The organism is Tistrella mobilis (assembly GCF_039634785.1).
Taxonomy (GTDB): Bacteria; Pseudomonadota; Alphaproteobacteria; order Tistrellales; family Tistrellaceae; genus Tistrella; species Tistrella mobilis.
Genome location: NZ_JBBIAB010000005.1, coordinates 296,448 through 310,301 on the forward strand (window position 1 = coordinate 296,448; position 13,854 = coordinate 310,301).

At 68.2% G+C, this 13,854-nt stretch carries 17 protein-coding genes; 8 read left to right on the forward strand and 9 right to left on the reverse strand.

The window, feature by feature from the left end:
• Positions 1-15 precede the first annotated feature (15 nt).
• Together WI697_RS09515 and WI697_RS09520 are read left to right on the forward strand one after the other, a co-directional pair.
• A complete protein-coding gene (locus WI697_RS09515; RefSeq protein ID WP_345958274.1) occupies positions 16-1,239 on the forward strand; it encodes an MFS transporter in 1,224 nt (407 codons plus the stop codon).
• Positions 1,240-1,354: 115 nt separating this feature from the next.
• The gene (locus tag WI697_RS09520) at positions 1,355-1,642 is read left to right on the forward strand and encodes a hypothetical protein (RefSeq protein WP_062767658.1); all 288 of its coding nucleotides are present in this window, start codon (positions 1,355-1,357) and stop codon (positions 1,640-1,642) included.
• 28 nt (positions 1,643-1,670) lie between these two features.
• Here the strand turns inward: WI697_RS09520 and WI697_RS09525 are convergent, their stop codons facing one another.
• From WI697_RS09525 to atpD, 9 genes are read right to left on the reverse strand one after another with little or no spacing between them, the layout of a single operon-like run.
• Positions 1,671-2,552, reverse strand: a complete 882-nt coding sequence (locus WI697_RS09525; protein ID WP_345958275.1) for a F0F1 ATP synthase subunit gamma — start codon at positions 2,550-2,552, stop codon at positions 1,671-1,673.
• Positions 2,549-4,111, reverse strand: a complete 1,563-nt coding sequence (locus WI697_RS09530; protein ID WP_345958276.1) for a F0F1 ATP synthase subunit alpha — start codon at positions 4,109-4,111, stop codon at positions 2,549-2,551. Before WI697_RS09530 ends, WI697_RS09525 begins: the two co-directional genes overlap by 4 nt.
• Entirely contained in the window at positions 4,098-4,841 is a 744-nt protein-coding gene (locus tag WI697_RS09535; protein WP_345958277.1) for a hypothetical protein, read from the reverse strand. The genes WI697_RS09530 and WI697_RS09535 overlap by 14 nt, the downstream gene beginning before the upstream one ends.
• 13 nt (positions 4,842-4,854) lie before the next feature.
• Complete coding sequence (locus WI697_RS09540) at positions 4,855-5,103, reverse strand: F0F1 ATP synthase subunit C (RefSeq protein ID WP_014745171.1); 249 nt, start codon at positions 5,101-5,103, stop codon at positions 4,855-4,857.
• Positions 5,100-5,834, reverse strand: a complete 735-nt coding sequence (locus tag WI697_RS09545; RefSeq protein WP_345958278.1) for a F0F1 ATP synthase subunit A — start codon at positions 5,832-5,834, stop codon at positions 5,100-5,102. Before WI697_RS09545 ends, WI697_RS09540 begins: the two co-directional genes overlap by 4 nt.
• Positions 5,831-6,151: an ATP synthase subunit I gene (locus tag WI697_RS09550; RefSeq protein ID WP_014745169.1), complete on the reverse strand. Its 321-nt coding sequence runs from the start codon at positions 6,149-6,151 to the stop codon at positions 5,831-5,833. Before WI697_RS09550 ends, WI697_RS09545 begins: the two co-directional genes overlap by 4 nt.
• Complete coding sequence (locus WI697_RS09555; protein WP_062767648.1) at positions 6,148-6,438, reverse strand: AtpZ/AtpI family protein; 291 nt, start codon at positions 6,436-6,438, stop codon at positions 6,148-6,150. Before WI697_RS09555 ends, WI697_RS09550 begins: the two co-directional genes overlap by 4 nt.
• A 16-nt stretch (positions 6,439-6,454) precedes the next feature.
• Complete coding sequence (locus WI697_RS09560; RefSeq protein ID WP_062767646.1) at positions 6,455-6,883, reverse strand: F0F1 ATP synthase subunit epsilon; 429 nt, start codon at positions 6,881-6,883, stop codon at positions 6,455-6,457.
• A complete protein-coding gene (atpD, locus tag WI697_RS09565) occupies positions 6,880-8,307 on the reverse strand; it encodes a F0F1 ATP synthase subunit beta (protein ID WP_062767644.1) in 1,428 nt (475 codons plus the stop codon). Before atpD ends, WI697_RS09560 begins: the two co-directional genes overlap by 4 nt.
• A gap of 268 nt (positions 8,308-8,575) precedes the next feature.
• On the opposite strand from atpD, the gene WI697_RS09570 reads away from it, so the two are divergent.
• The 6 genes from WI697_RS09570 (at position 8,576) to WI697_RS09595 (ending at position 13,852) form a co-directional block, all read left to right on the forward strand.
• Positions 8,576-9,832 (forward strand): 3-isopropylmalate dehydratase large subunit, encoded by a 1,257-nt coding sequence (locus tag WI697_RS09570; RefSeq protein WP_345958279.1) that lies wholly within the window; start codon positions 8,576-8,578, stop codon positions 9,830-9,832.
• An 86-nt stretch (positions 9,833-9,918) separates the two neighbouring features.
• A complete protein-coding gene (locus WI697_RS09575; protein ID WP_062767640.1) occupies positions 9,919-10,449 on the forward strand; it encodes a 3-isopropylmalate dehydratase small subunit in 531 nt (176 codons plus the stop codon).
• 4 nt (positions 10,450-10,453) lie between these two features.
• Complete coding sequence (locus tag WI697_RS09580) at positions 10,454-11,320, forward strand: branched-chain amino acid ABC transporter permease (protein WP_062767638.1); 867 nt, start codon at positions 10,454-10,456, stop codon at positions 11,318-11,320.
• A gap of 21 nt (positions 11,321-11,341) precedes the next feature.
• Positions 11,342-12,304, forward strand: coding sequence for a branched-chain amino acid ABC transporter permease (locus tag WI697_RS09585; protein WP_231889499.1), 963 nt, complete (start codon positions 11,342-11,344; stop codon positions 12,302-12,304).
• On the forward strand, positions 12,301-13,140 hold the full coding sequence (locus WI697_RS09590; RefSeq protein ID WP_345958280.1) for an ABC transporter ATP-binding protein: 840 nt from the start codon (positions 12,301-12,303) through the stop codon (positions 13,138-13,140). The genes WI697_RS09585 and WI697_RS09590 overlap by 4 nt, the downstream gene beginning before the upstream one ends.
• Positions 13,133-13,852 (forward strand): ABC transporter ATP-binding protein, encoded by a 720-nt coding sequence (locus WI697_RS09595; RefSeq protein ID WP_345958281.1) that lies wholly within the window; start codon positions 13,133-13,135, stop codon positions 13,850-13,852. The genes WI697_RS09590 and WI697_RS09595 overlap by 8 nt, the downstream gene beginning before the upstream one ends.
• Positions 13,853-13,854: the final 2 nt, after the last annotated feature.

Sequence of the window (13,854 nt, forward strand, 5' to 3'; positions counted from 1 at the left end):
GCATCCGGGCTCCCCATGACCACCACCTCCCCCGCATCCCCGGTCTTCCACGGCTGGTTCGTGGTTGCCGCAGCCTTTGCCGTGATGTTCATCGGCTTCGGAGCCGCCTACAGTTTCAGCGCCTTCGTCGACCCGCTGCAGGGCACGTTCGGTGCCTCCCGCGGGGAAGTCTCGCTGATCTTCTCCCTGGCCGGTTTTCTGTATTTCGCGCTCGGTCTCATCACCGGTCCGATTGCGGATCGCTGGGGGGCACGACCGATCACCCTGGCCGGCATGGTCTTCGTCGGGTTGGGCATGATTCTGGCGGCACAGGCGACCAGCATGAACCAGGTCTATATCGCTTATGGTCTGGGTGTCGGTCTGGGCGTCGGCTGTTCCTATGTTCCGGCAATCGCCTGTGTCCAGCGCTGGTTCACCCGCAAACGCGCCTTCGCCTCGGGCCTCGCCGTGGCGGGCATCGGCGTCGGTACCCTGGTGGTTCCGCCGGCAGCGTCTCTGGCGATTGAGGCCCTGGGCTGGCGAACCGCCTGGGTGGTGATGGGCGTCGCGGCGATTGTCCTCGGCGCCGGCATGGCCCTGCTCCTGGAGGCGGATCCACGCCATCGCGGGCTTGCGCCGGATGGCGGCACCGCTGCCGCCGTTCAGGGAACCGGTCCGGCACCGGGCATGTCGGTCGCCGAAGCCCTGCGCTCACGCGCCTTCTTTCAGCTCTATCTGTCGGGCACCATCTCGGCCTTCGGCGTTTTCGTGCCCTTCGTCCATCTGGTCCCCTATGCCACGGATCGGGGCACGGCGCCGGCAACCGCAGCCCTGCTTCTGGGGGTGATCGGTATCGGCAGCACTGCCGGTCGTTTCATGCTGGGCGGTATCGCCGACCGACTGGGGCGACGGACGACTCTGGTCTGCATGTATGTGGGCATGGGCGCATCGCTGATCATCTGGGCCGGGTTCTCCAGCCTTTGGGCGCTCGGCCTTTTCGCCTTCCTCTATGGCGTGTTCTATGGCGGCTGGGTGGCCGTGCTTCCGTCGGTGGTGATGGATGCCTTCGGCAGCCGCAATGTCAGCGGCATCATCGGCATTCTGTATACCTGCGTGGCGGTGGGCACGCTGGTCGGCCCTACGGCGGCCGGCTATATCTACGACGCCTCGGGCAGCTATCTGCTGCCGATCCTGGTGGCGATGGCGGGGAACTTCACGGCCGCCGGGGTGATGGCACTGGGCATGCGGCGCGGGCAGTGAGCGCAGCGTGGCGGTCCTGCGTCTTCCGCGCGACATCGACCGCCCCCCTCTGGCATCCCGAAAGACGCGGTCCGATGTCCTGATGCCAATGGCCACAGTCGGAGGATCCACCGCCATGGATACCAGCAGCAGCCACGACCAGATCGCCAAGAAGCTTCAGGATGTGGGCGCGATGCTCGAAATGCAGACCCGCAAACTGCATGACGACGGCAATGAGGGTGGAGCGCTGTCGCGCGATCAGCAGGAGCTGCACGATGCCTATCGGGCCCTCAAGACCCGGCTTGAAGACGGCATTCGTGATCTCGCCGCCTTCGATCGCGAAGTCGACCGGCTGGAAGAGCGGGTGACCGCCTGGATGGGGCAGGTCGAAACCAGGCCGGCGAGCCGCCCCTCCCGATCCTGACCCCTTCCGGTGCCGGCCCGCCCCGATCCTAGCCGGCGCCGTTGCGTCCGACAGCCATGCCGCCCGTTGCGAGTTCGATGATCTCGTCGGTGATCTCGTCCTGATGGATCCGGCGGGCGAGATTGGTCAGATCCTCGCGCCGCCGTTCGATCCCCGTTTTGGCCGCGATCATCGCGGTCATGCGGGCGGTGTTCTCGGCCGCATAGGCGAGCAGCAGCACCTCGCAGAGTTCGGCGAAAACGTATTCTGCGGCCAGCCCGTCCAGCAGCTCGGCAGGCGGCAGCGTGATGAGCGGCGCCACGCGCCGGCCAGAAACCGGGAAACGCGAGAAGTCGAACGGCACCAGCTGGCGATGGATGATCTCGACGGTGTTGCCCTCCCCGCCGGCCGAGGGCGTCCCGTGCACCACCGCCAGCTGCCGCACCCGCCCGGTATCGAGCCGGTCATAGAGCGCGCCTGCAACATGATCGGCAAGGGCCGGCACGTCATCCACATGGGCCAACATCGGCACCGACCAGGCCACATCCAGCCCGCGCACGCCCGCCAGCATCAGCCCGCGGTCGCCCACGATCAGCAGATCCACCGGAGCCGACCCGGCCACTTCCATCGCCCGGTCGAGCAGCCGGTCGGGCAGACCGCCGACAAAGCCCTGATCGGGTGTGACGACCAGAAGGGCGGTGCGCATCGGCACCACCCGCCGTGGCGCCCCACCCCGATCATCACCCGCCTGCATCGCCAGCGCGTCGCCGATCGCACGTCCGACGATGTCGGCATGGGCCCGAACCGCCTGTATCCGTTCCCGTGCTTCCCGCGCCCGGACGGACGCGATGCCGCGCATGGCGGTCACGATCGCCTCCAGCTGACGAACCGTGCCGATCCGCGCTTCGACGTCGTGGAGGCGGCCGCTCATCCGTTTGTCCCCGTGGCGGCGGGTGCCGACAGATGCCCCGTAAGTTCCTTCAGGGCGGCGACCAGCTCGGCCCGCGCGGCATCATCCAGCTTGCCGCCAGCTGCCACGATCCGGGCAGCACCGGGCGCATGCGCGTCCAGATGTGCCGCCAGCCGCGGCCGGATGGCCTCCACCTGATCCTTCGACAGACCGTCGAAGATGCCTCCCGACAGCCCCACCAGCACGCCGATCTCGTCGATCGGGCGGAGCGCCGCATAGCGCGGCTGGCGCAGCCAGGCGCGGATCGCTTCGCCGCGGCGAATGCGGTCACGCACGCGGGCATCGGTCATGCGGCCGAAACGGGTGAACATCTCCAGCTCCAGAAACTGGGCATAATCCAGCCGCAGCCGGCCCACCGCGCCGCGAAGGGCGGCGGTCTGGGTCTTGCCGCCCACCCGGCTGACCGACAGGCCGACATCCACCGCCGGCCGCTGATCGGCCGCAAACAACCCGCGGTCCAGAACGATCTGGCCGTCGGTGATCGAGATCAGATTGGTGGGGATATAGGCCGAAAGATTGCCGGCATCGGTCTCCGCGATCGGCAGCGCGGTCAGCGAGCCGCCGCCCAGTTCCGGCGACAGCTTGGCCGCCCGTTCCAGCAGACGGGAATGCAGGTAGAAGATGTCCCCCGGATAGGCCTCGCGGCCCGGCGGCTCGTGGGTCAGAAGGGCGAGTTCGCGGTGGGTTGCGGCATGGCGGGTCAGGTCGTCGATCACGATCAGCGCATGGCCACCGGCATCGCGCACCGCCTCGGCAATCGTCATGCCGGCGAAGGGCGCCATCCATTGCAGCCCGGCCGGTGCGCCTGCGCCGGCAACCACGAACACCGTGCGCTCCGGCGCTCCGAAACGCTTCACCGCATCGATCACCCGGCGCACGGCCGACGCACGCTGGCCGACCGCGACATAGACGCAGATCATGTCGCTATGGGCCTGGTTGATGATCGTGTCGACCGCCACCGCCGTCTTGCCGGTGGCACGGTCCCCCACGATCAGCTCCCGCTGGCCGCGGCCCAGGGCGAAGAGGGCGTCCACCACCAGCAGGCCGGTTTCCACCGGCTCGGTGACCAGATCGCGATCCATGATCGCCGGTGCCGGGCGTTCGACCGGCAGGGTTTCCGTCGCCTTCACCGCCCCGCCCCCGTCCAGCGGCCGGCCCAGCGGATCGATGACCCGGCCCAGCAGGCCCGGGCCCACCGGCACCGTCACCACCTGGCCGGTGCCCCGCACGGGGCTGCCGGCTGCGATGCCGGCGCCGTCATCCATCATCACCGCGCCGATCCGCCCGGTGTCGAGGGTGAGCGCGAAGGCGCGGCGGCCCTCGCCCATATCCAGCAGCTCCATCAGCCGGATATCGGGCAGGCCCGAGACCAGGGCGATGCCGTCACCCATACGCTCCACCCGGCCGACCGCTTCGGCGGCAGCCCCCACCCGGGCACGATCGAGCCGGGCCTCGCCATCGGCCAGCCAGGCGCCGTCATCGGCCATGGCGGCCTGCTGGATCGGATCACTGGCGGTCATCGCGCGCGAACTCCCGGGCAATCTGCGCCAGATCGGCGCGGAAACTGTTGGTGACCACGGCATGATCGGCCGCGGCCTCGAAGCCCGCGATCAGTGCGGGCTCGACCCTGATCTCCAGCGGCGGGACTGACCCGAGCACCCGGCCGATGGCCGCCTCGAGCGCAGCGCGCGTGGCCGCGCTCACCTCGGTGGCGGCCAGCAGCACCAGCGTTTCACCCCCATCGGTGAAGCGTCGTTTGACCGCATCGGGCAGGCCATCCAGGGCCTGGGCAAACCCTTCGATGAAACCGTCGAGACGTGCTTCGATCGGCAAACGGTCAAGCAGGCGCGCCGCGATTCGCGCCGCCAGGGTCCTGGCTGCGGCCTCGACTTCAGTGGTGCGCGCCGCCGCCGCGCGATCGGCCGCTTCCGTAGCCCGCGCCGTGATCCGCGCCGCTTCGGCCTGTGCCGCATCGATCACGGCGGCTGCCGCCCGATCTGCAGCCGCAACAGCCGCGGCCTCGGCAGCGGCATGGCCGGCCTTCAGGGCCGCATGTTCAGAGGCAGCGGTCGCCCGTTCGGCAAGGGCGGCCTGCCGCGCCGCCTCGGCTTCGTCGAGGATCGCCCGCGCCGCCTGCTGGCGCCGGTCGATCATCGCCGTAACCGGCTTGAACAGAAAGCGGCCAAGCAGCCAGATCAGGACCAGGACGTTGACCGCCTGAATACCCAGCGTCCACCAGTCGATATGCATGGCGACGGGCCGATCAGCCGACGAAGGGATTGGCGAACAGCACCAGCAGCGCGATCACCAGACAGTAGATCGCCATGGTCTCGATCATCGCCAGGCCGACGAACAGGGTGCGCGACAGGGTTGGGGCCGCCTCGGGCTGGCGGGCGATGGCATCCATCGCAGCCGCCACTGCCCGGCCTTCGCCGAGCGCGGGGCCGATGGCGCCGAAAGACACCGCCATCGCGGCGGCGAGAATGCTGACGATCTCGATCCAGTTGGTCATGACGCAGTCCCGGAGGAGGTAGGGGAGGAAGAAGATGTGGACGTATGGCCGGAAGCGGGCGGTGAGCCGCCCTCGCCTTCCAGCCCGGAGGCGATGAACACCATGGCGAGCACGGCGAAGATGTAGGCCTGCACCGCCCCGGTCAGCAGGTCGAGCGCCATCAGCGGGATGGGCACCAGAAGCCCCGCCAGCGACAGCACGATGCCGATCACGAACACGCCGCTCATCACATTGCCGAACAGGCGGATGACCAGAGAGAAGGTCCGGGTGATCTGCTCGACAAGGTTGAGCGGCACCATCACCAGGCTGGGCTCGGCAAAGGTCTTCAGATAGCCGCCGAGCCCCTGCGCCCGGATGCCGAAGACGATCACCGAGACGGCGACGATGGCGGCCAGTGCCGCATCGGTTTCGATATGCGCGGTCGGCGGCTCGATACCCGGCACCAGCGAGGACCAGTTGGCGGTCAGGATGAACACCAGCAGCGTACCGATCAGGGCGCGAAACCGCGCCGGCTCCACCCGCATGGTCTCGCGGATCTGACTGTCGATAGCCTCGACCACCAGTTCCAGCACGGCCTGCATCCGGCCCGGCATCAACTCCAGCCGCCGGGTCAGCATCCAGGAACCGCCGGCAAGCAGGATCATGATGCCCCACGTCACCAGCACCGGCGTGGCGATCGGCACCGGCCCCAGATGAAAGGCGATCGGGGTTTCGAGCGGTGATCCGATCACGACGACCGCCCCCCATCGGGCAGCATGGCGGCGGATCGACGGCGCACCCGGCCGACCACCACCCGCCGCGCGATCAGGACACCCAGGGCAGCCGCCAGCAGCGGCCCCGCCCCCTGGCGGGCCGCCAGCACCAGAACCGGCACCAGAACGGCGAAGCGCGCCACCTGCATCGCTATGGCAAGACCGATGCGGCCGCCGGCGAAGAGATCTGTGTTCCGTCGCAGCACCAGAAAAAACCCGGCCCCGGCAGCAAGCCCCGCGACAAATGCCAGCGCCAGCGCCGTCGGATCCACCGTCAGGGTCGAGAGGGCGTTCATGGGCGATGCATCCATTTCCAGGCCGACCAGAAGCCGAGTGCCACGCCCGCCATCAGCAGGGCGGCAGCGAAGGTGATGCCGGTGCCGGCCAGCCGGTCGAACCAGCGGCCGAGGAACAGGCCGAGCAGCATCGGCGTCACGATCATCCAGCCGAGCACGCCGATCTGCCCCAGCCGGTGACCGATCCCGGGCTCATGATCCTTGCGTTTCGCCACCTCGCGGGCGGCCTGGCGATCGGCGGCCTGCTCCATCCGCCGGTCCTGACGGCGGTCGCGCGGCGGGGTCATGGCGTCGCCTCCCCGGTCATGGTGTCGCCTCTTCGGGCCGGTCGCGCAGATAGCGCACCATCTGCCGCACGGCGCGGGTCTGCATGCCGACCTCTGCCGTGCGGGCCTTGCGGTCGGCATCGTCGCGTGCCTCGCGGGCCGCGGCGATGTCGGCCTTAAGCCGCTCCGGATCGGTGCCGGTCACCACGCTGCGGGCGGCCAGCGAAATGTCGCACCCGCCCTCGACCCTGAGCACCCCGCCCGAGACGACACCATACTCCGCATGCCCGTCGGCCCGCCGCCAGCCGATCACCGAGGCGTCGAGGACGGTCAGGAAATCGGCATGGCCGGGCAGGATGCCGAAACCGCCGCTGGCATCCTCGGCCCGCACCGACACCACATCGTCCAGGTCGCGGACCACGGTCGCGGGTGTGGCGATCACCAGATGCAGGCGCCGGCCGCTCATGCTGCCGCATCCCCGCGCCGGTCGTCCCGGCGCCGGGCCTCCATGCGCTGGCGCCCTTCCTCCAGATCGCCGATCATGTAGAGCGCATCTTCCGGCCAGTCGTCGCACTTGCCGTCGAGGATCGCGCGGCAGCCGGCGATGGTATCGGCCAGCCTGACCGACCGTCCCGGCGTGCCGGTGAAGGCTTCGGTCACCTTGAAGGGCTGGGTAAGGAAACGTTGCAGGCGCCGGGCCCGCTCTGCCAGGCGGCGGTCTTCGGCCCCCAGCTCTTCCAGGCCCAGCAGCGAGATCACGTCCTGAAGTTCACGGTAATGCTCGATGGTCCGGCGCACCTCTTCAGCCGTGCGGGCATGGGTTTCGCCCACGATCAGCGGGTCGAGCAAGGTGGAGGAAGAGGCGATCGGATCGATTGCCGGATACATGCCCTCGGCCGCCATCGATCGCGACAGCACGACCAGACTGTCCATATGCCCCGCAATTGCGGTCACCGCCGGGTCGGTGAAGTCGTCGGCCGGCACATAGACCGCTTCGATCGCCGTCACCGCGGCCCCGCCGACCGAGGCAATACGCTCCTGAAGGGCGGCGACTTCGCTCGCCAGGGTCGGCTGATAGCCGACACGCGAGGGCAACCGGCCCAGCAGGCCCGAGACTTCCATGCCGGCCTGGACGAAGCGGAAGACATTGTCCATCAGCAGCAGCACGTTGCGGCCCCGCTGATCGCGGAAATGCTCGGCCACGGCAAGCGCGGTCATCGGCACCCGCCAGCGTGCGCCGGGCGGTTCGTTCATCTGACCGAAGACCAGGACGGTCCGCTCCAGCACGCCTGAATTACGCATGTCGAGCAGCAGCTCGTGGCCTTCCCGCGATCGCTCGCCGATGCCGGCGAAGACCGAGATGCCCTGATAGCCCGACACCATGGCCTGGATCAGTTCCATGACCAGCACGGTCTTGCCGACGCCGGCACCGCCGAACATCGCGGCCTTGCCGCCATGGGCGAGCGGGGTCAGCAGATCGATGACCTTGATGCCGGTCTCGAAGACATCGGTGGCGGCGGTCTGATCGGCCAGGGCCGGTGCGGCCTGCAGGATGGGCGCGCGGGGCACGTCGTCGGGCAGGGCCGCCCCCTTGTCGCCGATCCGCCCGGTCGCGTCGAGCAGCCGGCCGAGCACGGCATCCCCCACCGGCACCATCACCGGCGCCCCGGTCGCGATTGCCTCGGCCCCCCGGCGCAGCCCGCCGGTCGGCATCAGGGCGATGGCGCGGACATGCTCGCGGTCCAGATGGGACTGAACCTCGGCCACGATCTCGGGCGCGTCGCCGTCGTGGACGTGAAGCACATGGCCGATGGCGGGCAGATCGCCCGCGGGAAAACGGATATCGAGCACCGCGCCACGCACGGCGGTGATCACGCCCGGACCGCTCATGGAGTCGGAACCTCCTGCTGAGCCTGCGGCCCTTCACGGGCCCTTCATTGCTGCTACGCACAATCTCCACCCCGATGCTCCCTCCGACCTTGATCAGGATCAAGCAATTCAGGATTCGGCCGGGGTTCATGCACCGATCCTCATTTGGTTCATTCAGTGAACCACGATTTGCGTATTGACACCAACGGACAGGCCGCGCAGGATCCATTCAAGTCAAGATGATCACCGGCGCATGAAGTCCGGTGGCGCGACGGGAGGACGACAAGTCATGGGCTACACGCTCGCGGAGAAGGTTCTCGCGCGGACCTCAGGTCGCGATCACGTTCGGGCCGGAGATGAAATCGAGGCCCGCCCCGATTTCGTCATCGCGTATGATTTTCCCGGCTATACCGATGTGATCTTCCGTCAGATGCGGGACGATTTCGGTATAGAGCGTGTCGACGATGCATCCCGCTTCGCCATCTTCATCGACCACATGGTTCCGACGGCCACGCCGAAGGAAGAAGAGCTTCACCAGATGACCCGGGCATGGTGCGCCGAACAGGGCGCAGCCCTTTACGAGCGCCACGGCATCGGTCATCAGGTCTCGGCCGAGGTCGGCTATGCGGTGCCCGGCGGCTTCGCGGTCCATTTTGACGGTCATGTCAGCCAGCTCGGCGCCTTCGGTTCGCTGGCGATCGGGCTGCGCCGCAACCTTCTTGAGGCCTTCGTCCGCCCCGCCATCTCGATCAGGGTGCCGGAGACGGTGCGGATCGATCTGACCGGTTCTCTCCGGCCGGGGGTGATGGCGCGGGACGTCTTCCACCATCTGGTCCGGGCGCTCGGCCCCAAATTCGCCGCCTTCAAGGTGCTGGAACTGGGCGGGCCGGCGGTTGCGGAGATGAGCATCGAAAGCCGGCAGACGATCTGCGGCCTTGCGATGTTCACTGGCGCCACCACCGCTGTCATGATGCCCGACGACAAAACCGCGGACTGGCTGGGAGACCGGCCGAAGCTCGCGCTCGACCCGGTATTCAGCGACGACGATGCCGTCTATGCCGCCCGCCACACCGTCGACCTGTCGGCGCTGGAGCCGGTGGTCGTCCTGCCGCCCACGCCCTCCAATACCCGCGATCTCTCGGAGGTGATCGGCACCGAGGTCCAGGCCGGCTATCTCGGCAGCTGCGCCAGCGGCCGGATCGAGGATCTGCGCGCTGCGGCCCAGGTGCTGAAAGGCCGTCAGATCGCCCCCGGCTTCGCGCTTCATGTCGTGCCCACCAGCCGGGCGCTGATGGCTCAGGCCGCGGCCGAAGGTTTGATCACCACGCTGGTCGAGGCGGGCGCCTTCGTCAGCAGCCCGTCCTGCGACTATTGCTTCGGCCGGATCGCGACCATGGCCGAAGGCCAGCGGGCGGTCTCTACCGGCACACTCAACGTGCCCGGCCGCATGGGACATCCGAAGTCCGAGATCTTCCTGTGCAATGCCGCAGCCGTGGCTGCCGCCGCCATCGAAGGCCGGATCGCGGATCCCCGCCGCTATCTCTGAAGGCGGCCCCGCCGCCGGGGTCACCCGTCTCCGGCCCCGCCTTTCCGGCCCTTCTCCGCCATCTTTCCCATCCAGGAGTGCAGCCCATGTCGCTGCCCGATCTCCGCGGTCGCGCCGTCTGGGTGTTCCGCGAGGACGACTACGACATCGACCGCATCATCGGTGTCGAGAACATCAAGATCACCGATATCGACGCGCTGGCCGCGCTGGTGATGAAGGATGACGAGCCCGGCTTTCCGCAGAAGGTCCGGCCCGGCGACCTGCTGGTCGGCGCCGACAATTTCGGCTACGGCCATCCGCATTATCCGGCCATGCGCGCCATGCGCCATCTGGGTGTCGCGGGCGTCATCGCCGACGGCTTCTCACCCGGCTTCTGGCGGGGTGAAATCAGCATGGGCTTCCCGCTGATCCCCTGTCCGGGCGTCGCGGCCGCCACCGACCGCTTCGACAGCCTGGAGGTCGACTGGCAGGCAGGCTGCGTCCGCAACCTGACCAGGGGCTGGGAAAAGCCGTTCGAACCGCTGTCGGTCGCCGACCGGGCGATGCTCGAAGCGGGCGGACTGGTGCCCTATCTCAAGCGCGCGGTCGATGCCGATCGCGCCCGCGCCGGAGGCTGATCCCATGCTTGCGCAAATGGCGGTCAGCGGCATCGCGCTCGGTGCCATCTACGGTCTCGTCGCGCTCGGTATCGTGCTGGTCTATCGGGCGACGGGGGTGATCAATTTCGCCCATGGCGAAGGCGTCATGATCTCGGCCTTCATCGCCTGGACCCTGCTCGAAGCCGGGGTCCCCTACTGGCTGGCGGCCATCCTGACCATCGCCGCCGCCGCCCTGATCGGCCTTGCGATCGAAGTGGTGCTGATCGGCCGCTTCATCGGCAAGCCGCTGCTCGCCAATGCGATCGCTACCCTCGGCCTCTACCTGATCCTGGGCGACGTCGCGGTCTGGATCTGGGGCAAGGATCCCCACGACATGGCCGGGCCGTTCTCGCAGGCGCCGATCCTGATCGGCGGCGTGGCGGTCAGTCTCGCCGATCTCGGCATCATCGCGACCTGTCTGGTGCTGTCGGCGGCGCTCTTCGCCTTCTTCCGCTATGCCCGGACCGGTATCGCCATGCAGGCGGCCATGAGCAACGAAACCGCGGCCCGGCTGCAGGGCGTGCCGGTGGCCCGCATGCACGGCCTGGCCTGGATGCTCTCCTATATGGTGGGTGCTGTGGCCGGCCTGCTGATCGCACCGCTGACCTTCCTGCATTTCACCATGATGCAGCAGGCCCTGCATTTCGCCTTTGCCGCCGCGGTTCTGGGCGGGTTGACCTCGATGCCGGGCGCGCTCGTCGGCGGCGCCATCGTCGGGCTGACGGCGAACCTCACCGGCGCCTATGTGGACTCGGCGTTCAAGGAATTCATGCCCTTCCTGGTCATGCTCGCGATCCTGATCGTCAAGCCCTCCGGCCTGCTCGGCCGTCACGCGACCAAGAAGATCTGAGGCGGAGGGAGACCTATGACCATGAGCCTCGATCTGCCCGCCGCGCGCAGCCGCCCCGGCCGTCTTGCCCTCGCCGGGCTCGGCATCGCCGTTCTGCTGGCCCTGCCCTTCATCCTCGGCGGCTATTTCCTGTTCATCGCCAGCCTGGTGCTGGTCTATGTGCTGGCCGCCTTCGGCACCAATCTGCTGACCGGCTACACCAATCTCATCTCGCTGGCAGGGGCCGTGTTCTTCGGCATCGGCGCCTATGGCGCCGCCATCCTGACCGGGGAATACGGTGTCACTCTGCTGGTCGCGGCGCTTGCCGCAGGCCTTGTCGCCATGGTCGTCGGCCTGCTGCTCGCCATCCCGCTGCTGCGCCTGGAAGAGGTCTTCCTCGCCATGGCGACGCTCGGCTTCGTGATGATCTTCGCCGAGATCGCCAAATCGGGTGGCGAGTTGACCGGCGGCGAGAACGGCATGGGCGTCGCCGCGCCGGATCTCTTCGGCCTGGAACTCGGCGGCGCCGGCACCTACTGGATGCTGCTTGCGGTGGTCGCGGTGCTGATGTGGATGGGGGCCAATTTCGGGGCCAGCCGCTGGGGGCGTGCGCTCAAGGCGGTGAAGGGCAGCGAATCCGCCGCCCGGATCATGGGGCTCGACACCGCCCGCCTCAAGATCGTCGCCTTCGCGCTGTCCTCTTTCTATTGCGGCGTCGCCGGTGCGCTCTACGGCCCGCTGATCCGCTTCATCGACCCGTCCACCTTCGATCTGATGGTCTCGATCAGCTTCGTGTCCATGGTGATCGTGGGTGGTCTGGGCTCTATCCGCGGCTCGATCCTGGGCGCCGCCTTCGTGATCGCGGTGCCGCAATGCCTTACCTATCTGGGGCTCGATCAGGTCCAGCGGTCGGTCTATGGCCTCGCCATGATCCTGTCGCTGATGTTCCTGCCGGGCGGCCTTTCGGGTCTCGGCCACACGCTGTTCCGGAGGCATCGCCCGTGACCGCTGCACCCGAACTGCTGACAATCCGCGACCTCGCCATCTCTTTCGGCGGCCTGAAGGCGGTGGACGGCATCGACGTCACCGTCGAGCAGGGGGAAGTCCATGCCCTGATCGGCCCCAACGGCGCCGGCAAGACCACCGTGCTCAACTGTGTCAGCCGGTTCTACGACGCCGCGCGCGGCAGCATCCGCTTCGGCGACCAGGAACTTCTGGGCCTCAAGCCCCACCGGGTCGCCCGGCTGGGCATTGCACGCACCTTTCAGAACCTCGAGCTGTTCCCGGAACTGAGCGTGCTCGACAACGTGCTGATCGGCCGCGACCGGGCGATGTCGGCGGGCATTCTGCCGGCCATGCTGCGCCTGCCGTCGGAACGGCGTGAAGCGATCCGCGAACGCGACCATGCCCTTGGTCTGATCGACGAGGTGGGTCTTGGCGGCGATGCCGACGCCATCGTCGCGGATCTCCCCTATGGCCGTCAGAAGCTTGCCGAACTCGCCCGCGCCCTGGCACTGGATCCCAGACTGCTGCTGCTGGACGAACCGGCCGCCGGCATGAACCAGACCGAAGCGCGCACCCTCGGCGACCTGCTGCTGCGGCTGCGCGACCGCCACGGCCTGACCATCCTGCTGATCGAACACAACATGTCGCTGGTGATGCGGGTGTCGGACCGGATCACGGTCATGGAGCAGGGCCGCTTCCTTGCCGCCGGCACCCCGCCCGAGATCGAGCGCCACGAAGCCGTGATTGCCGCCTATCTGGGCAATCGCGATGCGGATGCCATCCCCCGGCGCGACCGGCGCCGCCAGGGCCCGACGAAGGAGATGGCCCATGCCTGATACGCCCATTCTGGAGGTCTCGGGCCTCGTCGCCGCCTATGGGGCGATCCGTGCCCTGCACGGGATCGATCTGTCGCTCATGCCGGGCGAGGTTGTGGCCGTGCTGGGGGCCAACGGCGCCGGCAAGACCACCCTGCTGCGCTGCCTGTCGGGGCTGCTGAAGCCGGTCGACGGCCGGATCGTCTTCGACGGCGACGACATTGCGGACAAGCCGGCCGAAGGACTGGTCGCCCGCGGCATCTCGCATGTTCCCCAGGGCCGGATGGTGTTCCCGGGATTGAGCGTGCGCGAGAACCTGATCGTCGGCGGCTGGACCCGCGACCGTGCCGCCACGGCCCAGGGTATCGATCGCGCCTGCACCTATTTCCCCCGGCTTGCCGAGCGCATGGACCAGCAGGCCGGCACGCTGTCGGGTGGCGAGCAACAGATGCTCGCCGTCGCCCGCGGGCTGATGTCAGAGCCCCGCCTGCTGATGCTCGACGAACCCTCCATGGGTGTCGCGCCGGTGATCAAGGCCGTGATCTTCGATGCGCTGGCCGACATCGCCCGCGACGAGGGCGTCACCATGCTGATCGTCGAACAGGATGCCGAACTGGCGCTCGACCTCGCCGACCGGGGCTATGTGCTGGAAACCGGCAGTCTGGCGGTCCAGGGCCCGGCCGAAGCGCTGCTCGCCGATGATGCCCTGCGCCGTGCCTATCTGGGCGGCTGATC

What these genes read in the sequence shown, in the direction of transcription:
- WI697_RS09535 (WP_345958277.1), bottom strand. Translation starts at nt 4,841, where the DNA reads ATGCATATCGACTGGTGGACGCTGGGTATTCAGGCGGTCAACGTCCTG.
- WI697_RS09550 (WP_014745169.1), bottom strand. Translation starts at nt 6,151, where the DNA reads ATGAACGCCCTCTCGACCCTGACGGTGGATCCGACGGCGCTGGCGCTG.
- WI697_RS09540 (WP_014745171.1), bottom strand. Translation starts at nt 5,103, where the DNA reads ATGACCAACTGGATCGAGATCGTCAGCATTCTCGCCGCCGCGATGGCG.
- WI697_RS09515 (WP_345958274.1), top strand. Translation starts at nt 16, where the DNA reads ATGACCACCACCTCCCCCGCATCCCCGGTCTTCCACGGCTGGTTCGTG.
- WI697_RS09580 (WP_062767638.1), top strand. Translation starts at nt 10,454, where the DNA reads ATGCTTGCGCAAATGGCGGTCAGCGGCATCGCGCTCGGTGCCATCTAC.
- WI697_RS09595 (WP_345958281.1), top strand. Translation starts at nt 13,133, where the DNA reads ATGCCTGATACGCCCATTCTGGAGGTCTCGGGCCTCGTCGCCGCCTAT.
- WI697_RS09585 (WP_231889499.1), top strand. Translation starts at nt 11,342, where the DNA reads ATGAGCCTCGATCTGCCCGCCGCGCGCAGCCGCCCCGGCCGTCTTGCC.
- WI697_RS09520 (WP_062767658.1), top strand. Translation starts at nt 1,355, where the DNA reads ATGGATACCAGCAGCAGCCACGACCAGATCGCCAAGAAGCTTCAGGAT.
- atpD (WP_062767644.1), bottom strand. Translation starts at nt 8,307, where the DNA reads ATGAGCGGTCCGGGCGTGATCACCGCCGTGCGTGGCGCGGTGCTCGAT.
- WI697_RS09560 (WP_062767646.1), bottom strand. Translation starts at nt 6,883, where the DNA reads ATGAGCGGCCGGCGCCTGCATCTGGTGATCGCCACACCCGCGACCGTG.
- WI697_RS09530 (WP_345958276.1), bottom strand. Translation starts at nt 4,111, where the DNA reads ATGACCGCCAGTGATCCGATCCAGCAGGCCGCCATGGCCGATGACGGC.
- WI697_RS09570 (WP_345958279.1), top strand. Translation starts at nt 8,576, where the DNA reads ATGGGCTACACGCTCGCGGAGAAGGTTCTCGCGCGGACCTCAGGTCGC.
- WI697_RS09525 (WP_345958275.1), bottom strand. Translation starts at nt 2,552, where the DNA reads ATGAGCGGCCGCCTCCACGACGTCGAAGCGCGGATCGGCACGGTTCGT.
- WI697_RS09555 (WP_062767648.1), bottom strand. Translation starts at nt 6,438, where the DNA reads ATGACCCCGCCGCGCGACCGCCGTCAGGACCGGCGGATGGAGCAGGCC.
- WI697_RS09575 (WP_062767640.1), top strand. Translation starts at nt 9,919, where the DNA reads ATGTCGCTGCCCGATCTCCGCGGTCGCGCCGTCTGGGTGTTCCGCGAG.